The sequence below is a fragment of the Alistipes communis genome (genome assembly GCF_006542665.1).
Lineage (GTDB): Bacteria > Bacteroidota > Bacteroidia > Bacteroidales > Rikenellaceae > Alistipes > Alistipes communis.
In genome coordinates this window covers 854,856-873,986 of record NZ_AP019735.1, presented here as the reverse complement: position 1 = coordinate 873,986, position 19,131 = coordinate 854,856, and the positions used below count along the sequence as shown (strand labels likewise).

General features: G+C 59.4%; 15 protein-coding genes and 4 tRNA genes. 17 read left to right on the top strand and 2 right to left on the bottom strand.

The window, feature by feature from the left end; genetic code table 11:
• Nucleotide 1 precedes the first annotated feature (1 nt).
• The 3 genes from rhaT (at nt 2) to FMF02_RS03595 (ending at nt 3,964) form a co-directional block, all read left to right on the top strand.
• Nucleotides 2-1,030, top strand: coding sequence for an L-rhamnose/proton symporter RhaT (gene rhaT / locus FMF02_RS03605; RefSeq protein ID WP_019131496.1), 1,029 nt, complete (start codon nt 2-4; stop codon nt 1,028-1,030).
• A gap of 8 nt (nt 1,031-1,038) precedes the next feature.
• On the top strand, nt 1,039-1,836 hold the full coding sequence (gene rhaD, locus FMF02_RS03600; RefSeq protein ID WP_141412237.1) for a rhamnulose-1-phosphate aldolase: 798 nt from the start codon (nt 1,039-1,041) through the stop codon (nt 1,834-1,836).
• A 244-nt stretch (nt 1,837-2,080) separates the two neighbouring features.
• Nucleotides 2,081-3,964, top strand: a complete 1,884-nt coding sequence (locus FMF02_RS03595; protein ID WP_141412236.1) for an outer membrane protein assembly factor BamB family protein — start codon at nt 2,081-2,083, stop codon at nt 3,962-3,964.
• On the opposite strand, the gene FMF02_RS03590 is transcribed toward FMF02_RS03595, so the two are convergent.
• Both FMF02_RS03590 and FMF02_RS03585 read right to left on the bottom strand, forming a co-directional pair.
• Nucleotides 3,941-4,459 (bottom strand): NUDIX hydrolase, encoded by a 519-nt coding sequence (locus tag FMF02_RS03590; protein ID WP_141412235.1) that lies wholly within the window; start codon nt 4,457-4,459, stop codon nt 3,941-3,943. The genes FMF02_RS03595 and FMF02_RS03590 overlap by 24 nt on opposite strands.
• Before the next feature lie 40 nt (nt 4,460-4,499).
• Complete coding sequence (locus tag FMF02_RS03585) at nt 4,500-5,051, bottom strand: GNAT family N-acetyltransferase (RefSeq protein ID WP_141412234.1); 552 nt, start codon at nt 5,049-5,051, stop codon at nt 4,500-4,502.
• A gap of 51 nt (nt 5,052-5,102) precedes the next feature.
• On the opposite strand from FMF02_RS03585, the gene FMF02_RS03580 reads away from it, so the two are divergent.
• From FMF02_RS03580 to rpoC, 14 genes are all read left to right on the top strand, one after another.
• Nucleotides 5,103-5,897, top strand: coding sequence for a hypothetical protein (locus FMF02_RS03580; protein ID WP_141412233.1), 795 nt, complete (start codon nt 5,103-5,105; stop codon nt 5,895-5,897).
• Nucleotides 5,898-6,008: 111 nt separating this feature from the next.
• Nucleotides 6,009-6,082: transfer RNA gene (locus FMF02_RS03575), tRNA-Thr, on the top strand.
• Nucleotides 6,083-6,101: 19 nt separating this feature from the next.
• Nucleotides 6,102-6,184, top strand: a tRNA-Tyr gene (locus FMF02_RS03570).
• A gap of 107 nt (nt 6,185-6,291) precedes the next feature.
• Nucleotides 6,292-6,367 (top strand) — tRNA-Gly (locus tag FMF02_RS03565).
• 107 nt (nt 6,368-6,474) lie between these two features.
• Complete coding sequence (gene tuf, locus FMF02_RS03560; protein ID WP_019131491.1) at nt 6,475-7,662, top strand: elongation factor Tu; 1,188 nt, start codon at nt 6,475-6,477, stop codon at nt 7,660-7,662.
• 45 nt (nt 7,663-7,707) lie between these two features.
• Nucleotides 7,708-7,778, top strand: a tRNA-Trp gene (locus FMF02_RS03555).
• 22 nt (nt 7,779-7,800) lie between these two features.
• Nucleotides 7,801-7,998, top strand: a complete 198-nt coding sequence (gene secE / locus FMF02_RS03550) for a preprotein translocase subunit SecE (protein WP_019131490.1) — start codon at nt 7,801-7,803, stop codon at nt 7,996-7,998.
• Nucleotides 7,999-8,020: 22 nt separating this feature from the next.
• Nucleotides 8,021-8,581 carry a transcription termination/antitermination protein NusG gene (gene nusG / locus FMF02_RS03545; protein ID WP_026075119.1) on the top strand — a complete coding sequence of 187 codons (561 nt, stop codon included), beginning with the start codon at nt 8,021-8,023 and terminating at the stop codon, nt 8,579-8,581.
• Between the two features lie 16 nt (nt 8,582-8,597).
• Nucleotides 8,598-9,038 (top strand): 50S ribosomal protein L11, encoded by a 441-nt coding sequence (rplK, locus tag FMF02_RS03540; protein ID WP_019131488.1) that lies wholly within the window; start codon nt 8,598-8,600, stop codon nt 9,036-9,038.
• A gap of 6 nt (nt 9,039-9,044) precedes the next feature.
• Nucleotides 9,045-9,743 carry a 50S ribosomal protein L1 gene (gene rplA, locus FMF02_RS03535; protein WP_019131487.1) on the top strand — a complete coding sequence of 233 codons (699 nt, stop codon included), beginning with the start codon at nt 9,045-9,047 and terminating at the stop codon, nt 9,741-9,743.
• A gap of 18 nt (nt 9,744-9,761) precedes the next feature.
• Complete coding sequence (gene rplJ, locus FMF02_RS03530) at nt 9,762-10,283, top strand: 50S ribosomal protein L10 (protein WP_019131486.1); 522 nt, start codon at nt 9,762-9,764, stop codon at nt 10,281-10,283.
• Between the two features lie 38 nt (nt 10,284-10,321).
• Nucleotides 10,322-10,699, top strand: a complete 378-nt coding sequence (rplL, locus tag FMF02_RS03525) for a 50S ribosomal protein L7/L12 (protein WP_019131485.1) — start codon at nt 10,322-10,324, stop codon at nt 10,697-10,699.
• Between the two features lie 244 nt (nt 10,700-10,943).
• A complete protein-coding gene (gene rpoB, locus FMF02_RS03520) occupies nt 10,944-14,804 on the top strand; it encodes a DNA-directed RNA polymerase subunit beta (protein ID WP_141412232.1) in 3,861 nt (1,286 codons plus the stop codon).
• A 35-nt stretch (nt 14,805-14,839) separates the two neighbouring features.
• On the top strand, nt 14,840-19,102 hold the full coding sequence (gene rpoC / locus FMF02_RS03515) for a DNA-directed RNA polymerase subunit beta' (RefSeq protein ID WP_019131483.1): 4,263 nt from the start codon (nt 14,840-14,842) through the stop codon (nt 19,100-19,102).
• The last annotated feature ends 29 nt before the right edge of the window (nt 19,103-19,131 follow it).

Sequence of the window (19,131 nt, the reverse complement as noted above, 5' to 3'; positions counted from 1 at the left end):
CATGGAAATTCTGATCGGATTGTTGATTATCGCCGTCGGGAGCTTCGGACAGTCGAGCTCCTACGTGCCGATCCGCAAGGTGCGCGACTGGTCGTGGGAGAGCTTCTGGCTGGTGCAGGGCATCTTCGCATGGATCGTCTTCCCGTGGCTGGGTGCGAGTCTGGCGCTGCCCGAAGGGGTGACGCTCGGTGCGCTGTGGGCGGCGGGCGGCGCCTGGCAGTCGGTCTTCTACGGCGTGCTGTGGGGTGTCGGGGGACTGACCTTCGGCCTGTCGATGCGCTATCTGGGCGTGGCGCTCGGACAGTCGATCGCACTGGGTACCTGCGCAGCGTTCGGCACGCTCTTCCCCGCGCTGCTGGCGGGGCAGAATCTCTTCCGCGGCGAGGGGCTGGCGCTGTTGCTGGGCGTCTGCATCACGCTGGCGGGCATCGCCGTGATCGGCTATGCCGGTTCGCTGCGTTCGCGTCTGCTCAGCGACGAGGAGCGCCGTGCGGCGGTGAAGGATTTCGCGCTGACCAAGGGGTTGCTGGTGGCGCTGCTGGCCGGTGCGATGAGCGCCTGTTTCAGTCTGGGCCTCGAAAGCGGCGCGGCCATTCAGGCGGCGGCCGTCGCAGCCGGCGTGAAGGAGCTTTTCGCGCTGAATCCGGTGATTCTGCTCGTGACGCTCGGCGGTTTCGCGACCAATGCCGCCTACTGCATCTTCTGCAACGTGAAAAACCGCACGGGCCGCGACTACTTCTCGGTACCGGCGGGCGTGTGGGTCAACAACGTGCTCTTCTGCGCGCTGGCCGGCGTGCTGTGGTACTCGCAGTTCTTCGGGCTGGGCATGGGCAAGAGCTTCTTCGCAGAGGCGCCGCTGATGCTGGCCTTCTCGTGGAGCATCCTCATGTCGCTCAACGTGCTGTTCAGCAATCTGTGGGGCATCCTGTTGCACGAGTGGCGCGGCGTCGACCGCCGTACGGCGGCGGTGCTCGTGACGGGTCTGCTGATCCTGATCTTTTCGACCGTATATCCGCAACTGGTAAAATAGAGAAAACGATGAAACTGATTGATAACGAATCGCTCGACCGCCAGATCGGGGTAGTGGCCGAGGTGGCCGGCTACCTCTGGGAGCGCGGCTGGGCCGAACGCAACGGCGGCAACATCTCGGTCAACGTCACCGGACTTTGCGCCGATGCCGTTTGCGAACTGCCCGCGCTGGACGGGCCTTACCCCCTTCCCAAACCGGTGCCGCACATCGCGGGCGGCTGTTTTCTGGTCACGGGCACGGGACGCCGCATGCGTTACGTGGCATCGCAGCCGCTGGCGAACGTCGCGCTGATCCGCGTGGCTGCCGACGGCGCATCCTACGAGATCGTCGCCGACGAGCCGGTGCGTCCGACCTCCGAACTGCCCGCGCACCTCTCGGTGCACGACTATCTGATCGGCGCGGGGCGTCCCGAGCGGGCGGTGGTGCATACGCATCCCATCGAGCTGGTGGCGATGACGCACAATCCCGAATTTCTGGGCAAAGACGTGCTCACGCGGCTGTTGTGGAGCATGATCCCCGAGACGCGCGCCTTCTGTCCCAAGGGGCTGGGCATCGTTCCCTACACGCTGCCCGGCTCGCAGGAGTTGGCCGACCGGACGATCGCCCTGCTGGACGACTACGACGTGGTGATGTGGACCAAACACGGCGCACTGGCCATCGGCACCGACCTGATCGAGGCGTTCGACCAGATCGACGTGCTGTCGAAATCGGCCAAGATCTACGAATCGGCCCGCTCGATGGGATTCGTCCCCACGGGAATGAGCGACGCCGAGATGCAGGAACTCAAAGAGGTCTTCGGCCTCTGACGAAAGGGTAGGATCGGTTTTTCGGTACCCTTTTTTACCCTCGCCCGATCGGGACAGGTTCGCCTTCGGCGGTCCTTTTCTGCGTTCGGCATAGTCCGTGGGCGACTTACGCGCCCGCTTACCGGAAAGGTTAGTTTTTAATTAGGTGGTGCGGACTGTTCCCTTGCGGAACAGTCCGTTTTTTGTGCCGCAGGGTTGACCGTCTGCCGGAAATTGGCTATCTTGCGGGAAAAAGATTCCGTATATGAAACAAAAGATCGTGCTGCTGCTCGCTGCGGCCCTGCTGTTGTGTTCCGGCGTGCTGGCCCGCCGTGCTCCGCGCCACGTCGTACCCCGCGCTGCGGAGCTCAATTTCGCCTTTCTGACCGACGTGCACGTGACGCCCCGCGGCGAGTCCGACTCGCTGCTGCGGGCCGCCGTGGCCGAGATCAACGCCTCGGCGGTCGATTTCGTACTGGTCACGGGCGATCTCTGCAACATGGGCAGCGACGCCGAACTGCATTGCGTGCACGGCATCCTCAAACGTTTGCGCAAGCCGTGGTTCGCCGTGCCCGGCAACCACGAGACGACATGGTCGGAGAGTGCCTGCACGACCTTCGGCCGTCTGTTCGGCAATGACGGCCGGCTGGCGTTCCGTGCGGGCGGCTACCTCTTCGTCGGCTTCACGGCGGGACCCTACATGAAGATGGCCGACGGTTCGGTTCGGCGCGAGGATCTGCAATGGGTCGAAGAGCGGATGCGGGCGGCGCGTCCCGGCGAGCGGATCGTCACGTTCTGCCACTATCCGCTGACGAACGACGTGACCAACCGCACGGCTGTCACGCAACTGCTGCGCCGCTACGACGTGCGTTTCGACCTGTGCGGCCATTACCATACGCTGCGTCTCTGCAACTTTGACTCGATTCCCGGGCTGATGGGCCGTTCGCTCATCCCGAAGAACCGCAGGCAGGAGCCTGCGGCGGGTTACAACCTCGTGCGGGTGTGGGGCGATTCGGTCGCCCTCTACGAGAAGCGGCTGGGCGAGGCGCCGCGGCTCTCGTTCGCAATCCCGCAGGGCAATTCGGCGGCGTTGACCGCGCTGCCGTGCGATCCGCAGCCTGCGCCGATCACCTACGAACGGACGGGTGCGGCGCTCGTGGTCGAGGACGAGGCGTCGATCTATACGGGCGTCGCCGTGGCGGGCGATACGATCTTCTACGGTACGTCGCTGGGTGTGTTGAAAGCCTATGACGTGAAGAACCGCCGCGAGGTGTGGCGGCGGCAGTTCGGCAATGCGGTCTACTCGACGCCGCTCGCGGCCGGCGGCGTGGTCGTGGCGGGCGACGCCGCGGGGGCCGTGTGGGGGCTGGATGCGGCCACGGGCCGCCGTCTGTGGCGGATCGCGGCGAAAACGCCCGTGATCGGCGACGGACTGGTGGCCGACGGCTGGCTCTACATGGGGCTGGGCAGCGGGTCGATGGCCAAGATCGAGCTGCGCACGGGCCGTATCGCCTGGGAGTTCCGTTTCGGCGAGGGGCAGCCGCAGGGGCGCCCTGCCGTGGCCGGCGGGCGCGTGGTCTTCGGGGCGTGGGACACGAACCTCTACTGCCTCGACGAAGCGACGGGCGAGCGGCTGTGGAGCTGGAACAACGGCAGCCCGCAGAAGCTCTACTCGCCGGGCCACATCGTGCCGCGCATCGTCGGCGGGCGGGTATTCATCGTGGCGCCCGACCGCTGCATGACGGCGCTCGACCTGGCGACGGGCCGCGAGATCTGGCGCGTCAAGCGGCGCAAGGTGCGCGAGACGACCGGAGTGAGCGCCGACGGCTCGGCGGTCTACGCCAAGACTATGGACGGCGAACTGCTGGCCGTAGCGACGGATGCCGACTGTTACATGGAGTTGTGGACGGTCGACGCCGGTTGGGGCTACGACCACAACCCCTGCCCCGTCGAAGTGCGCGAAGGGGTGGCCTACATGGCCAACCGCACGGGTTGCGTGGCGTCGGTGAGCGGCGACGGACGGCTGTTCTGGGCCGAGAAATTCGCCTCGTCGGCTGCCAACGACTTCTTCGTCGATGCCGACAACCGGCTGTGGGTGACCTTTATCGAGGGGAAGATCTTCTGTTTAGGCGATCCCGTCGTCCGTTAGGAAGACGCGGCGGAATTCGCTCTCGAAATTGGGCGTGAAGAGACCCGTGCCCAGTGTGCGGAGGATCTCTCCGATCGTCCAGAACCGTCCGCCGTCGGTCTCGTCGCTCGGCGTGACGGGGCCGTCGTAGACGGTGCGGTTGACGTAGACCAGTTCACGCTCGCGCACCGAGTCGAAGATGTACTGCGTGAGCCGTTCGGGCGTGAACTCCGTGACGCCAAGCTCCTCGCGTACTTCGCGGCGCAGCGCTTCGTCGGGGGTCTCGCCGTAGTCGACGTGGCCGCCGACGGCCGTGTCCCAGCGCCCGGGCTGAATATCTTTCCACAGCGGGCGTTTCTGCAAATAGAGCTCGCCCCGGCTGTTGAACAGGTGCAGATGTACGACCGGATGCAGCAACCGCCGCCCGTCGTGGCATTCGCCGCGCGTGGCGCAGCCGACGACCCGTCCCGTCTCGTCGACGACGGGGAAGAGTTCCGAAGAATTGTCCCGATTCATTCGATACCTTAATATTTATGTTTCGTGCGATCCGTCCGGATCACGGCCGAACGGACGTGTTCCGATCCGCGAGATTCAGCAGATAGACGTTCGCATCGGTGTAACGGCCGTCTTCGAGCAGTTCGGCGCGATGTTCGACGTGGTCGAGCGTGAAGCCGAGCCGCTGCGGGATGCGGTTGCTCGGCCCGTTGCCCGTGGCGCATTTGATCGCGACGCAGCGCATCGCCAGCTCCTCGCGCGCCATGCGGCAAAGCGCCCGGACGGCCGTCGTGACGATGCCGCGCCCCTGCCACGCCTCGCGGAGCCAGTAACCGATTTCGGTGGTGCGGGCAAGCGGATCGGTCGACTTGAAACCGATGAGTCCGATGAAACGCTCCCCGTCGCGGATCGTGAAGACCGTTTCGCGGTAGGAAGCTTCGAGTACGGAGCGGACGAAGCGCAGCGAATCCTCCTCGTTGCGGGTGAACTGCACGAAGGGCAGCCAGCGTCCCAGGTAGGCGCGTTCGCCGTCGATGGCGGCGAAGATGTCGGCCGCGTCGGCCGTCCGGAGTTCGTGCAGCGCGATGCCGGGCAGGATCGGAATCGTTTTCATGCGGACAAAGATAGTGCAAGCCGAGGGCAAAAGCAAACGAAGTTTGCGGCTTTGCCGAGGCGCCGCCTATCTAAGCGGAAGCTCGTCTTCCGCAAAGTGCACAAGCCGCGGGCAAAAGCAAACGGAGTTTGCGGTTTTGCCGAGGCGGAGTATCTACGGCGCAGTCAAAGTACGATTTTTCTTTGTCAGTCCGCGGCCGGCGGAGGATGCGTCGGCCGCCTGTGGCGGGACGATGCAGCCCTCCGCATGGGGCGGCTGCGGGCTGCCGCTCTTCGGGTTTTGACCGAAGAGCGAATCTTTTTAGCAGAATTTGACTGTGAACATGTCAGAAATATCCCGACCTTCGATTGGGCATTTCTTGAGAGGAGCAGTTTTACCACCTTTTGTCACCGAAAGGTGGTGCCAAAAGTGTCCGCCAGGCGAAAACGTCGGGGAACGGCCGTCGGCTTGCGCCTGAAACGCTACGCGGACAAGCTCGCGCCCGCGTTTTCGCCGGCGCATCCGCCGCCCGTTCTTCTTCCCGCGTTTTCGCAAGGCGGAAGCTGCGGTGCGCTCCGCGCAACTATAAAAAGAATGTCTCCATTTATCGTATGCGCTGCGCGCAACCATGATCATTTGGTTGCGTTCCGTTTTGGCCGGCCGGCGATCTTCCGGCGCGATGGGGGCTGTCTTCCGGATCAAGTTAAAACCCATCCTCTCTTCCGTATCGGCTGTGCGGAAAGAGGAGCGATTCTTCCCGTTCGGGTGCCGGAGGTGGTAAAAACCATTTATTTTTTGAAAAAAAGAGCCCGACTATTTTTTAATTCGCAAAACTATTCTATCTTTGCACTCGATTTCGCCGAATAAGCGGAATCGGTTGACGCAAGGTTCTTTGAGACAGATAGGAATGGAAAATCCTGCGCCGATATTTGGCGGTTCGGAATATTATTCTTATCTTTGCAATCCAAAACGGTTCATGCCGATGTAGCTCAGCCGGTCAGAGCAGCTGATTTGTAATCAGCAGGTCGTGGGTTCGAATCCCTCCATCGGCTCTACATCGCAAACCAACAGGGGAAGTTACCAGAGTGGCCAAATGGGGCAGACTGTAAATCTGCTGGCTTACGCCTTCGGTGGTTCGAATCCATCACTTCCCACTTTTAAAAAGAGCGTGCCGGTTGGAGGATGCAAAACCTCGGTGCGACGCAGGGCTCAGGGCGCTCGTCGCGAGGAGGGAGGGTGGACTCTGATACGGTATATTTTTGCGGAAGTAGCTCAGTTGATAGAGCATTAGCCTTCCAAGCTAAGGGTCGCGAGTTTGAGCCTCGTCTTCCGCTCCAAGATTCAGAAAACGGGTGATGTAGCCGTCGTGCGGCATGCGTCGCACCGTTGTTCTGCGAAGAAAACGGCTGTTAAGAGATTTTTTGAATTCTAATACATTACAACTATGGCAAAAGAGAAATTTGACCGTTCGAAACCGCATGTGAACATCGGTACCATCGGACACGTAGACCACGGTAAGACGACGCTGACCGCCGCAATTACCACCGTACTTGCAAAAGCGGGTCTGTCGGAGCTTCGCTCGTTCGACTCGATCGACAACGCACCCGAAGAGAAGGAGCGCGGTATCACGATCAACACGTCGCACGTCGAGTATCAGACCGCTAACCGTCACTACGCTCACGTGGACTGCCCCGGACACGCCGACTATGTGAAGAACATGGTTACGGGTGCCGCTCAGATGGACGGTGCCATCCTCGTAGTTGCCGCTACGGACGGTCCTATGCCTCAGACCAACGAGCACGTGCTGCTCGCCCGTCAGGTGAACGTGCCGAAGATTGTCGTTTTCCTGAACAAGTGCGACATGGTCGACGATCCCGAAATGCTCGACCTCGTCGAGATGGAGGTACGCGACCTGCTCAACAAGTACGAGTACGACGGCGACAACGCTCCCATCATCCGCGGTTCCGCTCTGGGTGCCCTCAACGGCGAGCCGAAGTGGGAGGAGAAGGTCATGGAGCTGATGAATGCCGTGGACGAGTACATTCCGCTGCCGCTGCGTGAGAACGAGAAGCCCTTCCTGATGCCTGTCGAGGACGTGTTCTCGATCACGGGCCGCGGTACGGTGGTTACCGGCCGTATCGAGACCGGTGTCATCAAGGTCGGCGATCCCGTCGAGATCATCGGTCTGGAGGAGAAGGTGCTCACCTCGACCTGCACGGGCGTGGAGATGTTCCGCAAGCTGCTCGACGAGGGCGAGGCCGGCGACAACGTGGGTCTGCTCATGCGCGGTATCGACAAGAAGGAGGTAAAGCGCGGTATGGTCGTTGCCAAGCCGGGTTCGATCACTCCCCACACCAAGTTCGAGGCTGAGGTCTATATCCTGAAAAAGGAGGAGGGTGGCCGTCACACGCCGTTCCACAACAAATACCGTCCCCAGTTCTACCTGCGTACGATGGACGTAACCGGCGAGATCGCTCTGCCGGAGGGTGTAGACATGGTGATGCCGGGCGACCACGTTACCATTACCGTAACGCTCATCTACCCGGTTGCACTGAACGAGGGTCTGCGTTTCGCTATCCGCGAGGGCGGCCGTACGGTAGGTGCGGGTCAGATTATCAAGATTCTTGAGTAATACGACCGATAACAGGTGCGGAATTCCGGTTCCGCACCCCTTTTTAGGAGCATAGTTCAAGGGTAGAATAGCGGTCTCCAAAACCGTTGATGGGAGTTCGAATCTCTCTGCTCCTGCTAAAAGATAAAAGTTCGCAATATGCTTAACTACATCAAAGAATCGTACAAGGAGCTCGTCGAGAAGGTGTCTTGGCCTACCTTCGCACAATTGCAGAGTTCAACGATCGTCGTCATGGTGGCGTCGTTGATTTTTGCTTTGGTCGTGCTGGTCATGGACATTTCGTTCGAGAACCTTATGAAAGGCATATACAGTTTCCTCGGCAATATCGGTCACTAATCTTCAATGCGACTGACTGGCTATGAGCGAGATTAAGAAACAATGGTATGTGATCCGCGCCGTGGGCGGTAAGGAGAATAAGGTGAAGGAGTACATCGAATCCGAAATTCGCCACAACCACCTCGAAGATTACATCTCTCAGATACTGATTCCTACCGAAAAAGTCTATACTATCCGCAACGGTAAGAAGATTTCGAAAGAAAAAGTGTCCTATCCGGGCTACGTCCTCATCGAGGCGGCCTTCGTAGGGCAAATTCCGATCATCATTCGCAACACTCCCAATGTGCTGGGCTTCCTGGGCGATACCAAGGAGGAGAGCCGGAAGATGATTGCGACTCCCTTACGTCCACAGGAGGTGAGCCGCATTCTGGGCCGGGTCGACGAACTCAGCGAAATGGAGGAAGAGAACGAGGTTCCCTTCTTTGTCGGCGAGACCGTCAAGGTTACGGACGGTCCTTTCTCGAGCTTCCAAGGTACCATCGAGGCAGTCGACAACGAACGCAAGAAACTGACGGTCTCCGTGAAGATTTTCGGTCGCAAGACTCCTATGGAGTTGAGCTTTACACAAGTAGAAAAAGAATAATTAACCAAGGAAAATTATGGCAAAAGAGGTCGCTGCATTTATCAAATTGCAGATTAAAGGTGGTGCTGCCAATCCTTCACCCCCAGTGGGTCCTGCGTTGGGTTCCAAGGGAGTCAATATCATGGACTTCTGTAAACAGTTCAATGCACGTACCCAGGACAAGGCGGGGAAGGTCCTTCCAGTCATCATCACGGTTTATAGCGATAAGTCGTTCGACTTTGTTGTTAAACAGCCGCCCGTAGCCATCCAGCTCAAAGAAGCCGCGAAGGTCAAGAGCGGTTCCGCGCAGCCCAACCGCGACAAGGTCGGCGAGGTCACGTGGGAACAGATCGAGGCGATCGCCAGGGACAAGATGCCCGACCTGAACTGCTTCACCGTCGAAGCTGCCATGCGTATGGTCGCCGGTACTGCTCGCAGTATGGGCATCAACGTAAAAGGCGAATTTCCTAAAAAGTAACGTAGCATGAGCAAGTTAACGAAAAATCAGAAAAATGCCTACGCGAAGGTCGAGCCCAACAAGGCGTACAAGCTCGCTGAGGCCGCAGCTCTTCTGAAGGAAATTACCTTTACGAAATTCGATGCTTCGGTCGACATCGACGTCCGTCTGGGCGTCGATCCCCGCAAGGCGAATCAGATGGTGCGCGGCGTCGTGACGCTGCCCCACGGTACGGGTAAGACGGTGCGCGTGCTGGTGCTCTGCACTCCTGAAAAGGAGGAGGAGGCCAAGGCCGCCGGTGCCGATTACGTCGGTCTGGACGAATACGTCGAGAAGATCAAAGGCGGCTGGACCGACGTGGATGTCATCATCACCACGCCGAACGTCATGGGCAAGGTGGGTGCGCTGGGCCGCATTCTAGGTCCCCGCGGCCTGATGCCGAACCCCAAGACGGGTACGGTGACGATGGACGTTGCCAAAGCTGTAAGCGAAGTTAAAGCCGGCAAGATCGACTTCAAGGTCGACAAGTTCGGTATTGTTCACACATCGATCGGTAAAGTTTCGTTTTCGCCGGAGCAGATCGTCGACAATGCCAACGAGTTCCTCTCGATGATCATGAAACTCAAACCGTCTGCCGCCAAAGGCTCTTACGTGAAGAGTATCTATCTCTCGTCGACGATGAGCCCCGGTTTGCAGATCGATGCGAAATCAGTTGAAACCAAATAACGAAGGAGGATTTAAGAGATGACCAAGGAAGAAAAAGCGGTTGTAATCAACAACCTCGCCGAGCAGCTCAACGAGTATCCTCACTTCTATCTGACCGACATCGAAACGCTCAACGCCGAGCAGACCGCTCAGTTGCGCAGAAAGTGCTTCGAGAACGAGATCAAACTCGTCGTCGTGAAGAACACCCTTTTCGGCAAGGCGCTCGAAAAGGCCGAGAAGGCGGATGCTGATCTGATGAAGGTTTTAGAGGGTTCGACCTCGGTAATGTTTGCAACGACGGCGAAGGCCCCTGCCGTTGTCATCAAGGAGTTCCGCAAGAAGAGCGAGAAACCCGTCTTGAAGGCAGCGTTCGTGGAGGAGTGCGTTTATGTCGGCGACAACCAGTTGGATGCCCTGTGCAACATTAAGAGCAAGGAAGAACTCATCGGAGAGATCGTTTCGCTCCTGCAGTCGCCTGCGAAGAATGTTATCTCTGCATTGCAAGCTAATGCAGGCCAAAAGATTGCGGGCCTCGTGAAGACGCTCGAAGAAAGAAACTAATTACGAACAAAAACAAGAATTTAATAAAAATTACAACTATGGCAGATGTAAAGAAACTGGCAGAAGAATTGGTAAATTTGACTGTTAAGGAAGTAAACGAATTGGCTACCGTCCTCAAAGAGGAGTACGGCATTGAACCCGCTGCTGCAGCTGTTGCGGTTGCTGCTCCCGCAGCCGGTGCCGGCGAGGCTGCCGCCGCCGAGAAGACGTCGTTCGATGTCATCCTGAAAAACGCAGGTCAGTCGAAACTCCAGGTGATCAAGGTCGTTAAGGAGATCGCAGGTCTGTCGCTGGGCGATGCCAAGGCGCTGGTCGACGGTGCTCCCAAGGCCGTTAAGGAGGGTGTCTCCAAGGAGGAGGCTGAGTCGATCAAGGGCCAGCTCGAGGAGGCAGGTGCTGAAGTTGAAGTCAAGTAGTTTCGTCACTACTTTCGTAGTTTCAGACAACTCAGGTGTAGAGTTTACCCCCAAAGTAAGCTCTATGCCTTTTCTCGTCTAAGAAAAGGGAGTGCCGTCGGAGCTGTGCCCTTTTCTTGGATTTTGGAATGCTCTGAGGGTATAATGTGTTTACGCTGAGAGCATTGCCGCAGGTTATGGAGACCTGTCGGAAAGGAAGGTACCCGATTGAAAGAACAAACTTCAACTTAATTTGGATTTACCGATGTCCACAAATACAACACAACAAAGAATTAGCTTCTCGACAGTGAAAAACCGGGTTCCCTATCCGGATCTGCTCGAGGTACAGCTGAAATCATTTCGAGATTTTTTCCAGATGGACACCACGGCCGAGAATCGCAAGAACGAGGGCCTCTACAAGGTGTTTCAGGAGAATTTCCCAATTACGGATACCAGAAACAATTTCGTTCTCGAGTTTATCGACTACTACGTCGATCCGCCCCGTTACTCGATCGAGGAGTGCTTGGAGCGCGGTCTGACGTACAGCGTGCCCTTGAAGGCCAAGTTGAAGCTCTATTGCACCGATACGGAGCACGAAGATTTCGGTGTCGTCGTTCAGGACGTCTATTTCGGTACGATTCCCTATATGACCGAACGGGGTACGTTCGTCATCAACGGTGCAGAGCGCGTCATCGTGTCGCAGCTGCACCGCTCGCCGGGTGTCTTCTTCGGACAGAGCATGCATACCAACGGTACGAAACTCTATTCGGCGCGTATCATCCCCTTCAAGGGGTCGTGGATCGAGTTCGCCACGGACATCAACAACGTGATGTACGCCTACATCGACCGCAAGAAGAAGCTGCCCGTCACGACCCTTTTGCGGGCCATCGGTTTCGAGGCGGATCAGCAGATCCTCGAAATATTCGATCTCGCCGACGAGGTGAAGGTCACCAAGGCCAATCTGAAAAAGGCCGTCGGCCGGATGCTGGCCGCGCGCGTGCTCTCGACGTGGGTCGAGGATTTCGTCGACGAGGATACGGGCGAGGTAGTCTCCATCGAGCGTAACAACGTCATCGTCGACCGCGAGACCGTCTTGCAGGAGGAGCACATCGAACAGATCATCGAGAGCGGTGCCAAGACGATCCTGCTGCACAAGGAGAATCCGTCGGGCATCGATTTCTCCATTATATATAATACGTTGCAGAAAGACCCGTGCAACTCCGAAAAGGAGGCTGTCGTCTACATCTACCGGCAGCTGCGCGCTTCCGAACCGCCCGATGAGGCTACGGCGCGCGACGTGATCGAGAAGCTCTTCTTCTCGGACAAGCGTTACGATCTGGGCGACGTGGGCCGTTTCCGTATCAACAAGAAGCTGGGGTTGGAGATCGATCCCGAAATCCGCACGCTTACGCGCGAGGACATCATCGCCATTATCAAGTACCTCATCCAGCTCATCAACTCGCGCGCCGAGGTGGACGACATCGACCACTTGTCGAACCGCCGTGTGCGCACCGTCGGCGAGCAGCTGTCGAATCAGTTCTCGGTGGGCTTCGTGCGTATGGCGCGTACGATCCGCGAGCGCATGAACGTGCGCGACAACGAGGTCTTCACGCCCGTCGACCTGATCAACGCCAAGACGCTGTCGAGCGTCATCAACTCGTTCTTCGGCACCAGCCAGCTGTCGCAGTTCATGGACCAGATCAATCCGCTGGCCGAAATTACGCACAAACGCCGTCTGTCGGCGCTCGGTCCCGGCGGTCTGTCGCGCGACCGCGCCGGTTTCGAGGTGCGCGACGTGCACTACACGCATTACGGCCGTCTCTGTCCGATCGAGTCGCCGGAAGGTCCCAACATCGGTCTGATCTCGTCGCTGTGCGTCTATGCCAAGATTTCGGACATGGGCTTCATCGAGACGCCCTACCGTTCGGTGAACGACGGCGTGATCGATCTGGACAACAGCCATATCCGCTACTACTCCGCCGAAGAGGAGGAGGGAAAGGTGGTCGCCCAGTCGAACGTTCCGATCGACGACGAGGGCCATTTCCTCCAACCGAACCGTATCAAGGCGCGTAAAGGCGCCGATTTCCCCGTGGTGACGGACAAGGAGGTCGACCTGATGGACGTGGCTCCGAACCAGATCGCTTCGATCGCCGCCAGCCTGATCCCCTTCTTGGAGCACGACGACGCCAACCGTGCGCTGATGGGATCGAACATGATGCGCCAGGCCGTTCCGCTCGTCACGTGCGAAGCGCCGATCGTCGGCACGGGCATCGAGAAGGACATGATCTCCGACAGCCGCATCCAGATCGTCGCCGAGGGCGACGGCGAGGTGGTTTTCGCCGATGCCACGCAGATCCGCATCAAATACGAACGTACGCCGGACGAAGTCGTCTGCTCGTTCGCTCCCGAGGTGACCACCTACGAGCTGCCGCGCTACCGCCGTACCAACCAGAATACGTCGATTACCCTCAAACCGGTCGTGCTGACGGGCGACCGCGTGACGAAGGGGCAGATCCTGACCGAAGGCTACTCGACGCAGGGCGGCGAGCTGGCGCTCGGCCGCAACCTGAAAGTGGCCTACATGCCGTGGAAGGGATACAATTTCGAGGACGCGATCGTGATCTCGGAGCGTATCCAGCGCGAGGACATCTTCACCTCGGTGCACGTCGACGAGTACATCATGGAGGTGCGCGACACCAAGCGCGGTGTCGAGGAGTTGACCTCCGACATTCCCAACGTGAGCGAAGACGCCACGAAGGATCTGGACGCCAACGGTATTATCCGCATCGGCGCCAACGTCCACCCGGGCGACATCCTCATCGGCAAGATCACGCCCAAGGGCGAGAGCGATCCTTCGCCGGAGGAGAAGCTGCTGCGCGCCATCTTCGGCGACAAGGCGGGCGACGTGAAGGACGCTTCGCTCAAAGCGCAGCCCTCGCTGCACGGCGTGGTGATCGACACCAAACTTTACAGCCGCGCCGGCAAGGAGGCCAAGAAGTCGAAGGCCGCCGAGAAGGCGATGCTCGAAAAGCTCGACGAGAAATTCGCCGCCGAGATCGCCGATCTGACCAAACTGCTCGTGCAGAAGCTCTGGTCGCTCGTGCAGGGCAAGACCACGACGGGCGTCACCGACTATTTCGGTGCGGAGCTTTACGCCGCCGGTACGAAATTCACGCAGAAGATGCTCGAAGAGCTGTCGCGTCAGACGACCGACGAGCGCACGGGCGTCCCGACGGGTTTCCTCAATCTCGGATCGTGCGGCTGGACGTCGGACGAGCATGTCAACGCCCTGATCGAGGCTACGATCAACAACTATACGATCGAGTGGAAGAAGGCCGACGCCGCGATCAAGCGCGAGAAGTACAACCTCACCAACGGCGACGAGCTGCCGCAGACGGGCGTCATCCAGATGGCCAAGGTCTACATCGCCAAGAAGCGCAAGTTGAAGGTGGGCGACAAGATGGCCGGCCGTCACGGCAACAAGGGTATCGTGGCGCGTATCGTGCGCGACGAGGACATGCCCTTTCTGGAAGACGGTACGATCGTCGACATCTGTCTGAACCCGCTGGGCGTACCTTCGCGAATGAACCTCGGCCAGATCTACGAGGCCGTGCTCGGTTGGGCGGGCCGCGAGCTGGGCGTGAAGTTCGCCACGCCGATCTTCGACGGCGCTTCGCTCGACCAGATCAACGAGTATACCGCCGAGGCAGGTATCCCGCGCAGCGGCCGCACCTACCTCTACAACGGCGAGACGGGTGAGCGTTTCGACCAGCCGGCCACCGTCGGCGTGACCTACATGCTCAAACTGGGCCACATGATCGACGACAAGATGCACGCCCGTTCGATCGGTCCCTACTCGCTCATCACGCAGCAGCCGTTGGGCGGTAAGGCGCAGTTCGGCGGTCAGCGTTTCGGTGAGATGGAGGTCTGGGCGCTCGAAGGCTTCGGTGCCGCCAACATCCTGCAAGAGATTCTGACGATCAAGTCGGACGACGTGACGGGCCGCGCCAAGGCCTACGAGGCGATCGTCAAGGGCGACAACCTGCCCAAGCCGGGCATTCCGGAGGCGATGAACGTCCTGCTGCACGAGCTGCGCGGTCTGGCGCTTTCGGTCAAACTGGAGTAAAGGGTAGTAAAACGAGAAAGAAAAACTGAATCATTATGCCATTCAACAAAGATAACAAACCGGCTGGCGGCTACAATCGCATTTCGATCGGACTGGCATCTCCCGAGGAGATTCTCGCCCAGTCGAGCGGCGAGGTGCTCAAACCGGAAACGATCAACTACCGAACGTACAAGCCCGAACGCGACGGTCTGTTCTGCGAGCGTATCTTCGGCCCGGTGAAGGACTACGAGTGCCATTGCGGCAAGTACAAGCGTATCCGCTACAAGGGCATCGTCTGCGACCGCTGCGGCGTGGAGGTGACCGAGAAAAAGGTGCGCCGCGAGCGCATGGGCCATATCTCGCTGGTCGTTCCGGTGGTGCATATCTGGTATTTCCGTTCGCTTCCTTCGAAGATCGGCTACCTGCTGGGTATCCCTTCGAAGAAACTCGAAGCGATCATCTACTACGAGCGTTACGTGGTCATCAACCCCGGCGCTGCGGCCGAGCAGGGCATCGAGCGTTTGCAGACGCTCGCCGAGAAGGAGTACCTCGACGTGCTGGCCGCGCTGCCGAAGGGCAACCAGTCGCTCGACGATTCGGACCCCAACAAGTTCGTCGCCCAGATGGGTGCCGAGGCGATCTACACGCTCTTGCAGCAGGTCGACCTCGATTCGATGTCCTACGCCCTGCGTCACAAGGCTTCGACCGAGACCTCGCAGCAGCGTAAGAGCGAGGCGTTGAAGTGCCTGAACGTCATCGAGTCGTTCCGCGCTTCGAACGGGTTGAACAAACCCGAGTGGATGGTGTTGAAGGTGATCCCCGTCATCCCGCCCGAGTTGCGCCCGCTCGTTCCGCTCGACGGCGGCCGTTTCGCCACGTCGGATCTGAACGACCTCTACCGCCGTGTCATCATCCGCAACAACCGCCTCAAACGCCTGATCGAGATCAAGGCGCCGGAGGTGATTCTGCGCAACGAGAAGCGCATGTTGCAGGAGGCCGTCGACTCGCTGTTCGACAACTCGCGCAAGAGCAACGCCGTGAAGAACGAGTCGAACCGTCCGCTCAAATCGCTGTCGGATTCGCTCAAAGGCAAGCAGGGCCGTTTCCGCCAGAACCTGCTGGGTAAGCGTGTCGACTACTCGGCGCGTTCGGTCATCGTCGTCGGCCCCGAGCTGAAAATGCACGAAATGGGTATCCCGAAGGATATGGCGGCCGAGCTGTACAAGCCGTTCATCATCCGCAAGCTCATCGAGCGCGGTATCGTGAAGACGGTCAAATCGGCCAAGAAGATCATCGACCGCAAGGATCCCGTCATCTGGGGTATTCTGGAAAACGTCATCAAGGGGCATCCGGTGCTGATGAACCGTGCCCCGACGCTGCACCGTCTGGGTATCCAGGCCTTCCAGCCCAAGCTCATCGAGGGCAAGGCCATGCAGTTGCATCCGCTGGCCTGTACGGCCTTCAATGCCGACTTCGACGGCGACCAGATGGCCGTCCACCTGCCGCTGGGCAACGCCGCCATTCTGGAAGCGCAGTTGCTGATGCTGGGTTCGCACAACGTGTTGAACCCCGCCAACGGTGCGCCGATCACCGTCCCGTCGCAGGACATGGTTCTGGGACTCTACTACATCACCAAGCCGCGCAAGGGCGTCAAGGGCGAGGGGCTGGTCTTCTACGGCCCCGAGGAGGCGATCATCGCCTACAACGAGAAACGCGCCGACCTGCACGCCGAGGTGAAGTGCATGGTGAACGACATCGACGAGAACGGTCAGCGGGTGAGCGTCCTGAAAGATACGACCATCGGCCGCATCCTCTTCAACCAGGTCGTTCCCGAGGAGGTGGGCTACATCAATACGGTGCTTACGAAGAAGTCGCTGCGCGACATCATCGCCGTGGTGATGAAGAAGGCCGGCGCCGACAAGGTGGCCGCGTTCCTCGACGACATCAAGAACATGGGTTACCGCATGGCTTTCCAGGGCGGTCTGTCGTTCAACCTCGACGCGGTGATTATCCCCGAGGAGAAGGAGAAGCTCGTGCAGGAGGGTTACGACCGTTCGGACGCGATCATGGAGGACTACAACATGGGTCTGATCACCAACAACGAGCGTTACAACCAGATCATCGACGTCTGGACGAACATCAACACCAAACTCACGAAGGTGGTGATCGACACGCTGGTGAAGGATCAGGACGGTTTCAACCCTGTCTACATGATGCTCGACTCCGGCGCCCGAGGTTCGAAGGAGCAGATCCGCCAGCTGTCGGGTATGCGCGGTCTGATGGCCAAGCCGCAGAAATCGGGTGTCGAAGGCGGTCAGCAGGTCATCGAGAACCCGATCCTCTCGAACTTCAAGGAGGGTCTGTCGGTGCTCGAATACTTCGTCTCGACGCACGGTGCCCGTAAGGGTCTGGCCGATACGGCGTTGAAAACGGCCGACGCCGGTTATCTGACGCGCCGTCTGGTCGACGTGGCGCAGGACGTCATCATCAACGAGGAGGATTGCGGCACGCTGCGCGGTCTGACGGCTACGGCCATCAAACGCAACGACGACGTGGTGCAGACGCTCTACGACCGCATTCTGGGCCGCACGGCGCTCAACGACGTGATCCACCCGCTCACGGGCGAGGTGATCTGCAAGGCGGGTCAGGAGATCACCGAGGACATCGCCGAGGCGATCGAGAAGTCGCCGCTGGAGTCGGTCGAGATCCGTTCGGTGCTCACCTGCGAGGCGCGTCACGGCGTCTGCGCGAAGTGCTACGGCCGCAACCTGGCCACGGCGCGCATGGTGCAGAAGGGCGAAGTGGTCGGCGTCATCGCCGCACAGTCGATCGGCGAGCCGGGTACGCAGCTGACGCTGCGAACGTTCCACGTCGGCGGCGTGGCCGGCGGCTCGGTCGTCGAGACCAACGTCGTTTCGAAATACGAAGGCCGTTTGGAGATCGAGGAGTTGCGTACGATCAAGGGCAAGAACGCTCAGGGCGAGGCGACGAACGTCGTCATCTCGCGCCAGTCGGAGATCCGCATCGTCGATCCCAAGACCGAGATCGTACTCTATACGCATCCGCTGCCTTACGGTGCCACGCTCTTCATGACCGACGGCGCCGAGGTGAAGAAGGGCGACCTGATCTGCGAGTGGGATCCCTACAATGCGGTCATCATCTCGGAGTTCGAGGGCAAGGCCTCCTACGAGAACGTCATCGAGGGCGTCACCTACCGCGAGGAGCGCGACGAGCAGACGGGTCTGTCGGAGAAGGTGGTCATCGAGTCGAAGGACAAGACCAAGAACCCCGTCATCAAGATCATCAACCGGGAGGGCGAGGAGGTCAAGTCCTACAACCTGCCCGTTTCGGCCCACGTCGTGGTGAAGGACAACGCCAAGATCCATGCGGGCGACATCCTGATCAAGATTCCGCGTGCCGTCGGCAAGTCGGGCGGCGACATCACCGGCGGTCTGCCGCGTGTCACGGAGCTCTTCGAGGCGCGCAACCCGTCGAATCCGGCGATCGTCTCCGAGATCGACGGCGAGGTTTCGTTCGGCAAGATCAAGCGCGGTAACCGCGAGATCGTCATTACCTCCAAGCAGGGCGACGTGAAGCGCTATCTGGTGCCGCTGTCGCGTCAGATCATCGTGCAGGAGAACGACTACGTGAAGGCGGGCAGCCCGCTGTCGGACGGTGCCATTACGCCGAGCGACATCCTGCGCATTCTCGGCCCGACGAAGGTACAGGAGTACATCGTCAACGAGGTGCAGGAGGTCTACCGTATGCAGGGCGTGAAGATCAACGACAAGCATTTCGAGGTGATCGTCCGTCAGATGATGTCGAAGGTGCAGATCGAGGATCCGGGCGACACCCGCTTCTTCGAAGATCAGATCGTCGACAAGTGGGAGTTCATGGATGTCAACGACGCGCTGTACGACAAGGTGGTCGTCACCGACGCCGGCGACTCCACGTCGGTGCAGCCGGGGCAGATCATTTCGCTTCGCAAGCTGCGCGACGAGAATTCGAGTCTCAAACGCAAGGACATGCGTCAGGTACAGGTGCGCGACATCGTGCCCGCGACCTCGAATCAGGTCTTGCAGGGTATCACCCGTGCGGCGTTGCAGACGTCGAGCTTCATCTCGGCCGCTTCGTTCCAGGAGACCACCAAGGTGCTCAACGAGGCTGCGATCCAGGGCAAGGTCGATCCGCTGGAAAACTTGAAGGAGAACGTGATCTGCGGTCACCTGATCCCCGGCGGTACGGGTCTTCGCGAGTACGACGACCTGCTCGTCGGACTCAAATCCGACGTCGAGAATCTGACTGCCGCCGCTCAGTAGAGCCGCAATATACGATTGTGAAACCGAGG

Excerpts from the sequence above, each read along its gene's own strand:
- rhaT (WP_019131496.1), top strand. The coding sequence starts at position 2 with ATGGAAATTCTGATCGGATTGTTGATTATCGCCGTCGGGAGCTTCGGA.
- rhaD (WP_141412237.1), top strand. The coding sequence starts at position 1,039 with ATGAAACTGATTGATAACGAATCGCTCGACCGCCAGATCGGGGTAGTG.
- FMF02_RS03595 (WP_141412236.1), top strand. The coding sequence starts at position 2,081 with ATGAAACAAAAGATCGTGCTGCTGCTCGCTGCGGCCCTGCTGTTGTGT.
- FMF02_RS03590 (WP_141412235.1), bottom strand. The coding sequence starts at position 4,459 with ATGAATCGGGACAATTCTTCGGAACTCTTCCCCGTCGTCGACGAGACG.
- FMF02_RS03585 (WP_141412234.1), bottom strand. The coding sequence starts at position 5,051 with ATGAAAACGATTCCGATCCTGCCCGGCATCGCGCTGCACGAACTCCGG.
- tuf (WP_019131491.1), top strand. The coding sequence starts at position 6,475 with ATGGCAAAAGAGAAATTTGACCGTTCGAAACCGCATGTGAACATCGGT.
- secE (WP_019131490.1), top strand. The coding sequence starts at position 7,801 with ATGCTTAACTACATCAAAGAATCGTACAAGGAGCTCGTCGAGAAGGTG.
- nusG (WP_026075119.1), top strand. The coding sequence starts at position 8,021 with ATGAGCGAGATTAAGAAACAATGGTATGTGATCCGCGCCGTGGGCGGT.
- rplK (WP_019131488.1), top strand. The coding sequence starts at position 8,598 with ATGGCAAAAGAGGTCGCTGCATTTATCAAATTGCAGATTAAAGGTGGT.
- rplA (WP_019131487.1), top strand. The coding sequence starts at position 9,045 with ATGAGCAAGTTAACGAAAAATCAGAAAAATGCCTACGCGAAGGTCGAG.
- rplJ (WP_019131486.1), top strand. The coding sequence starts at position 9,762 with ATGACCAAGGAAGAAAAAGCGGTTGTAATCAACAACCTCGCCGAGCAG.
- rplL (WP_019131485.1), top strand. The coding sequence starts at position 10,322 with ATGGCAGATGTAAAGAAACTGGCAGAAGAATTGGTAAATTTGACTGTT.
- rpoB (WP_141412232.1), top strand. The coding sequence starts at position 10,944 with ATGTCCACAAATACAACACAACAAAGAATTAGCTTCTCGACAGTGAAA.
- rpoC (WP_019131483.1), top strand. The coding sequence starts at position 14,840 with ATGCCATTCAACAAAGATAACAAACCGGCTGGCGGCTACAATCGCATT.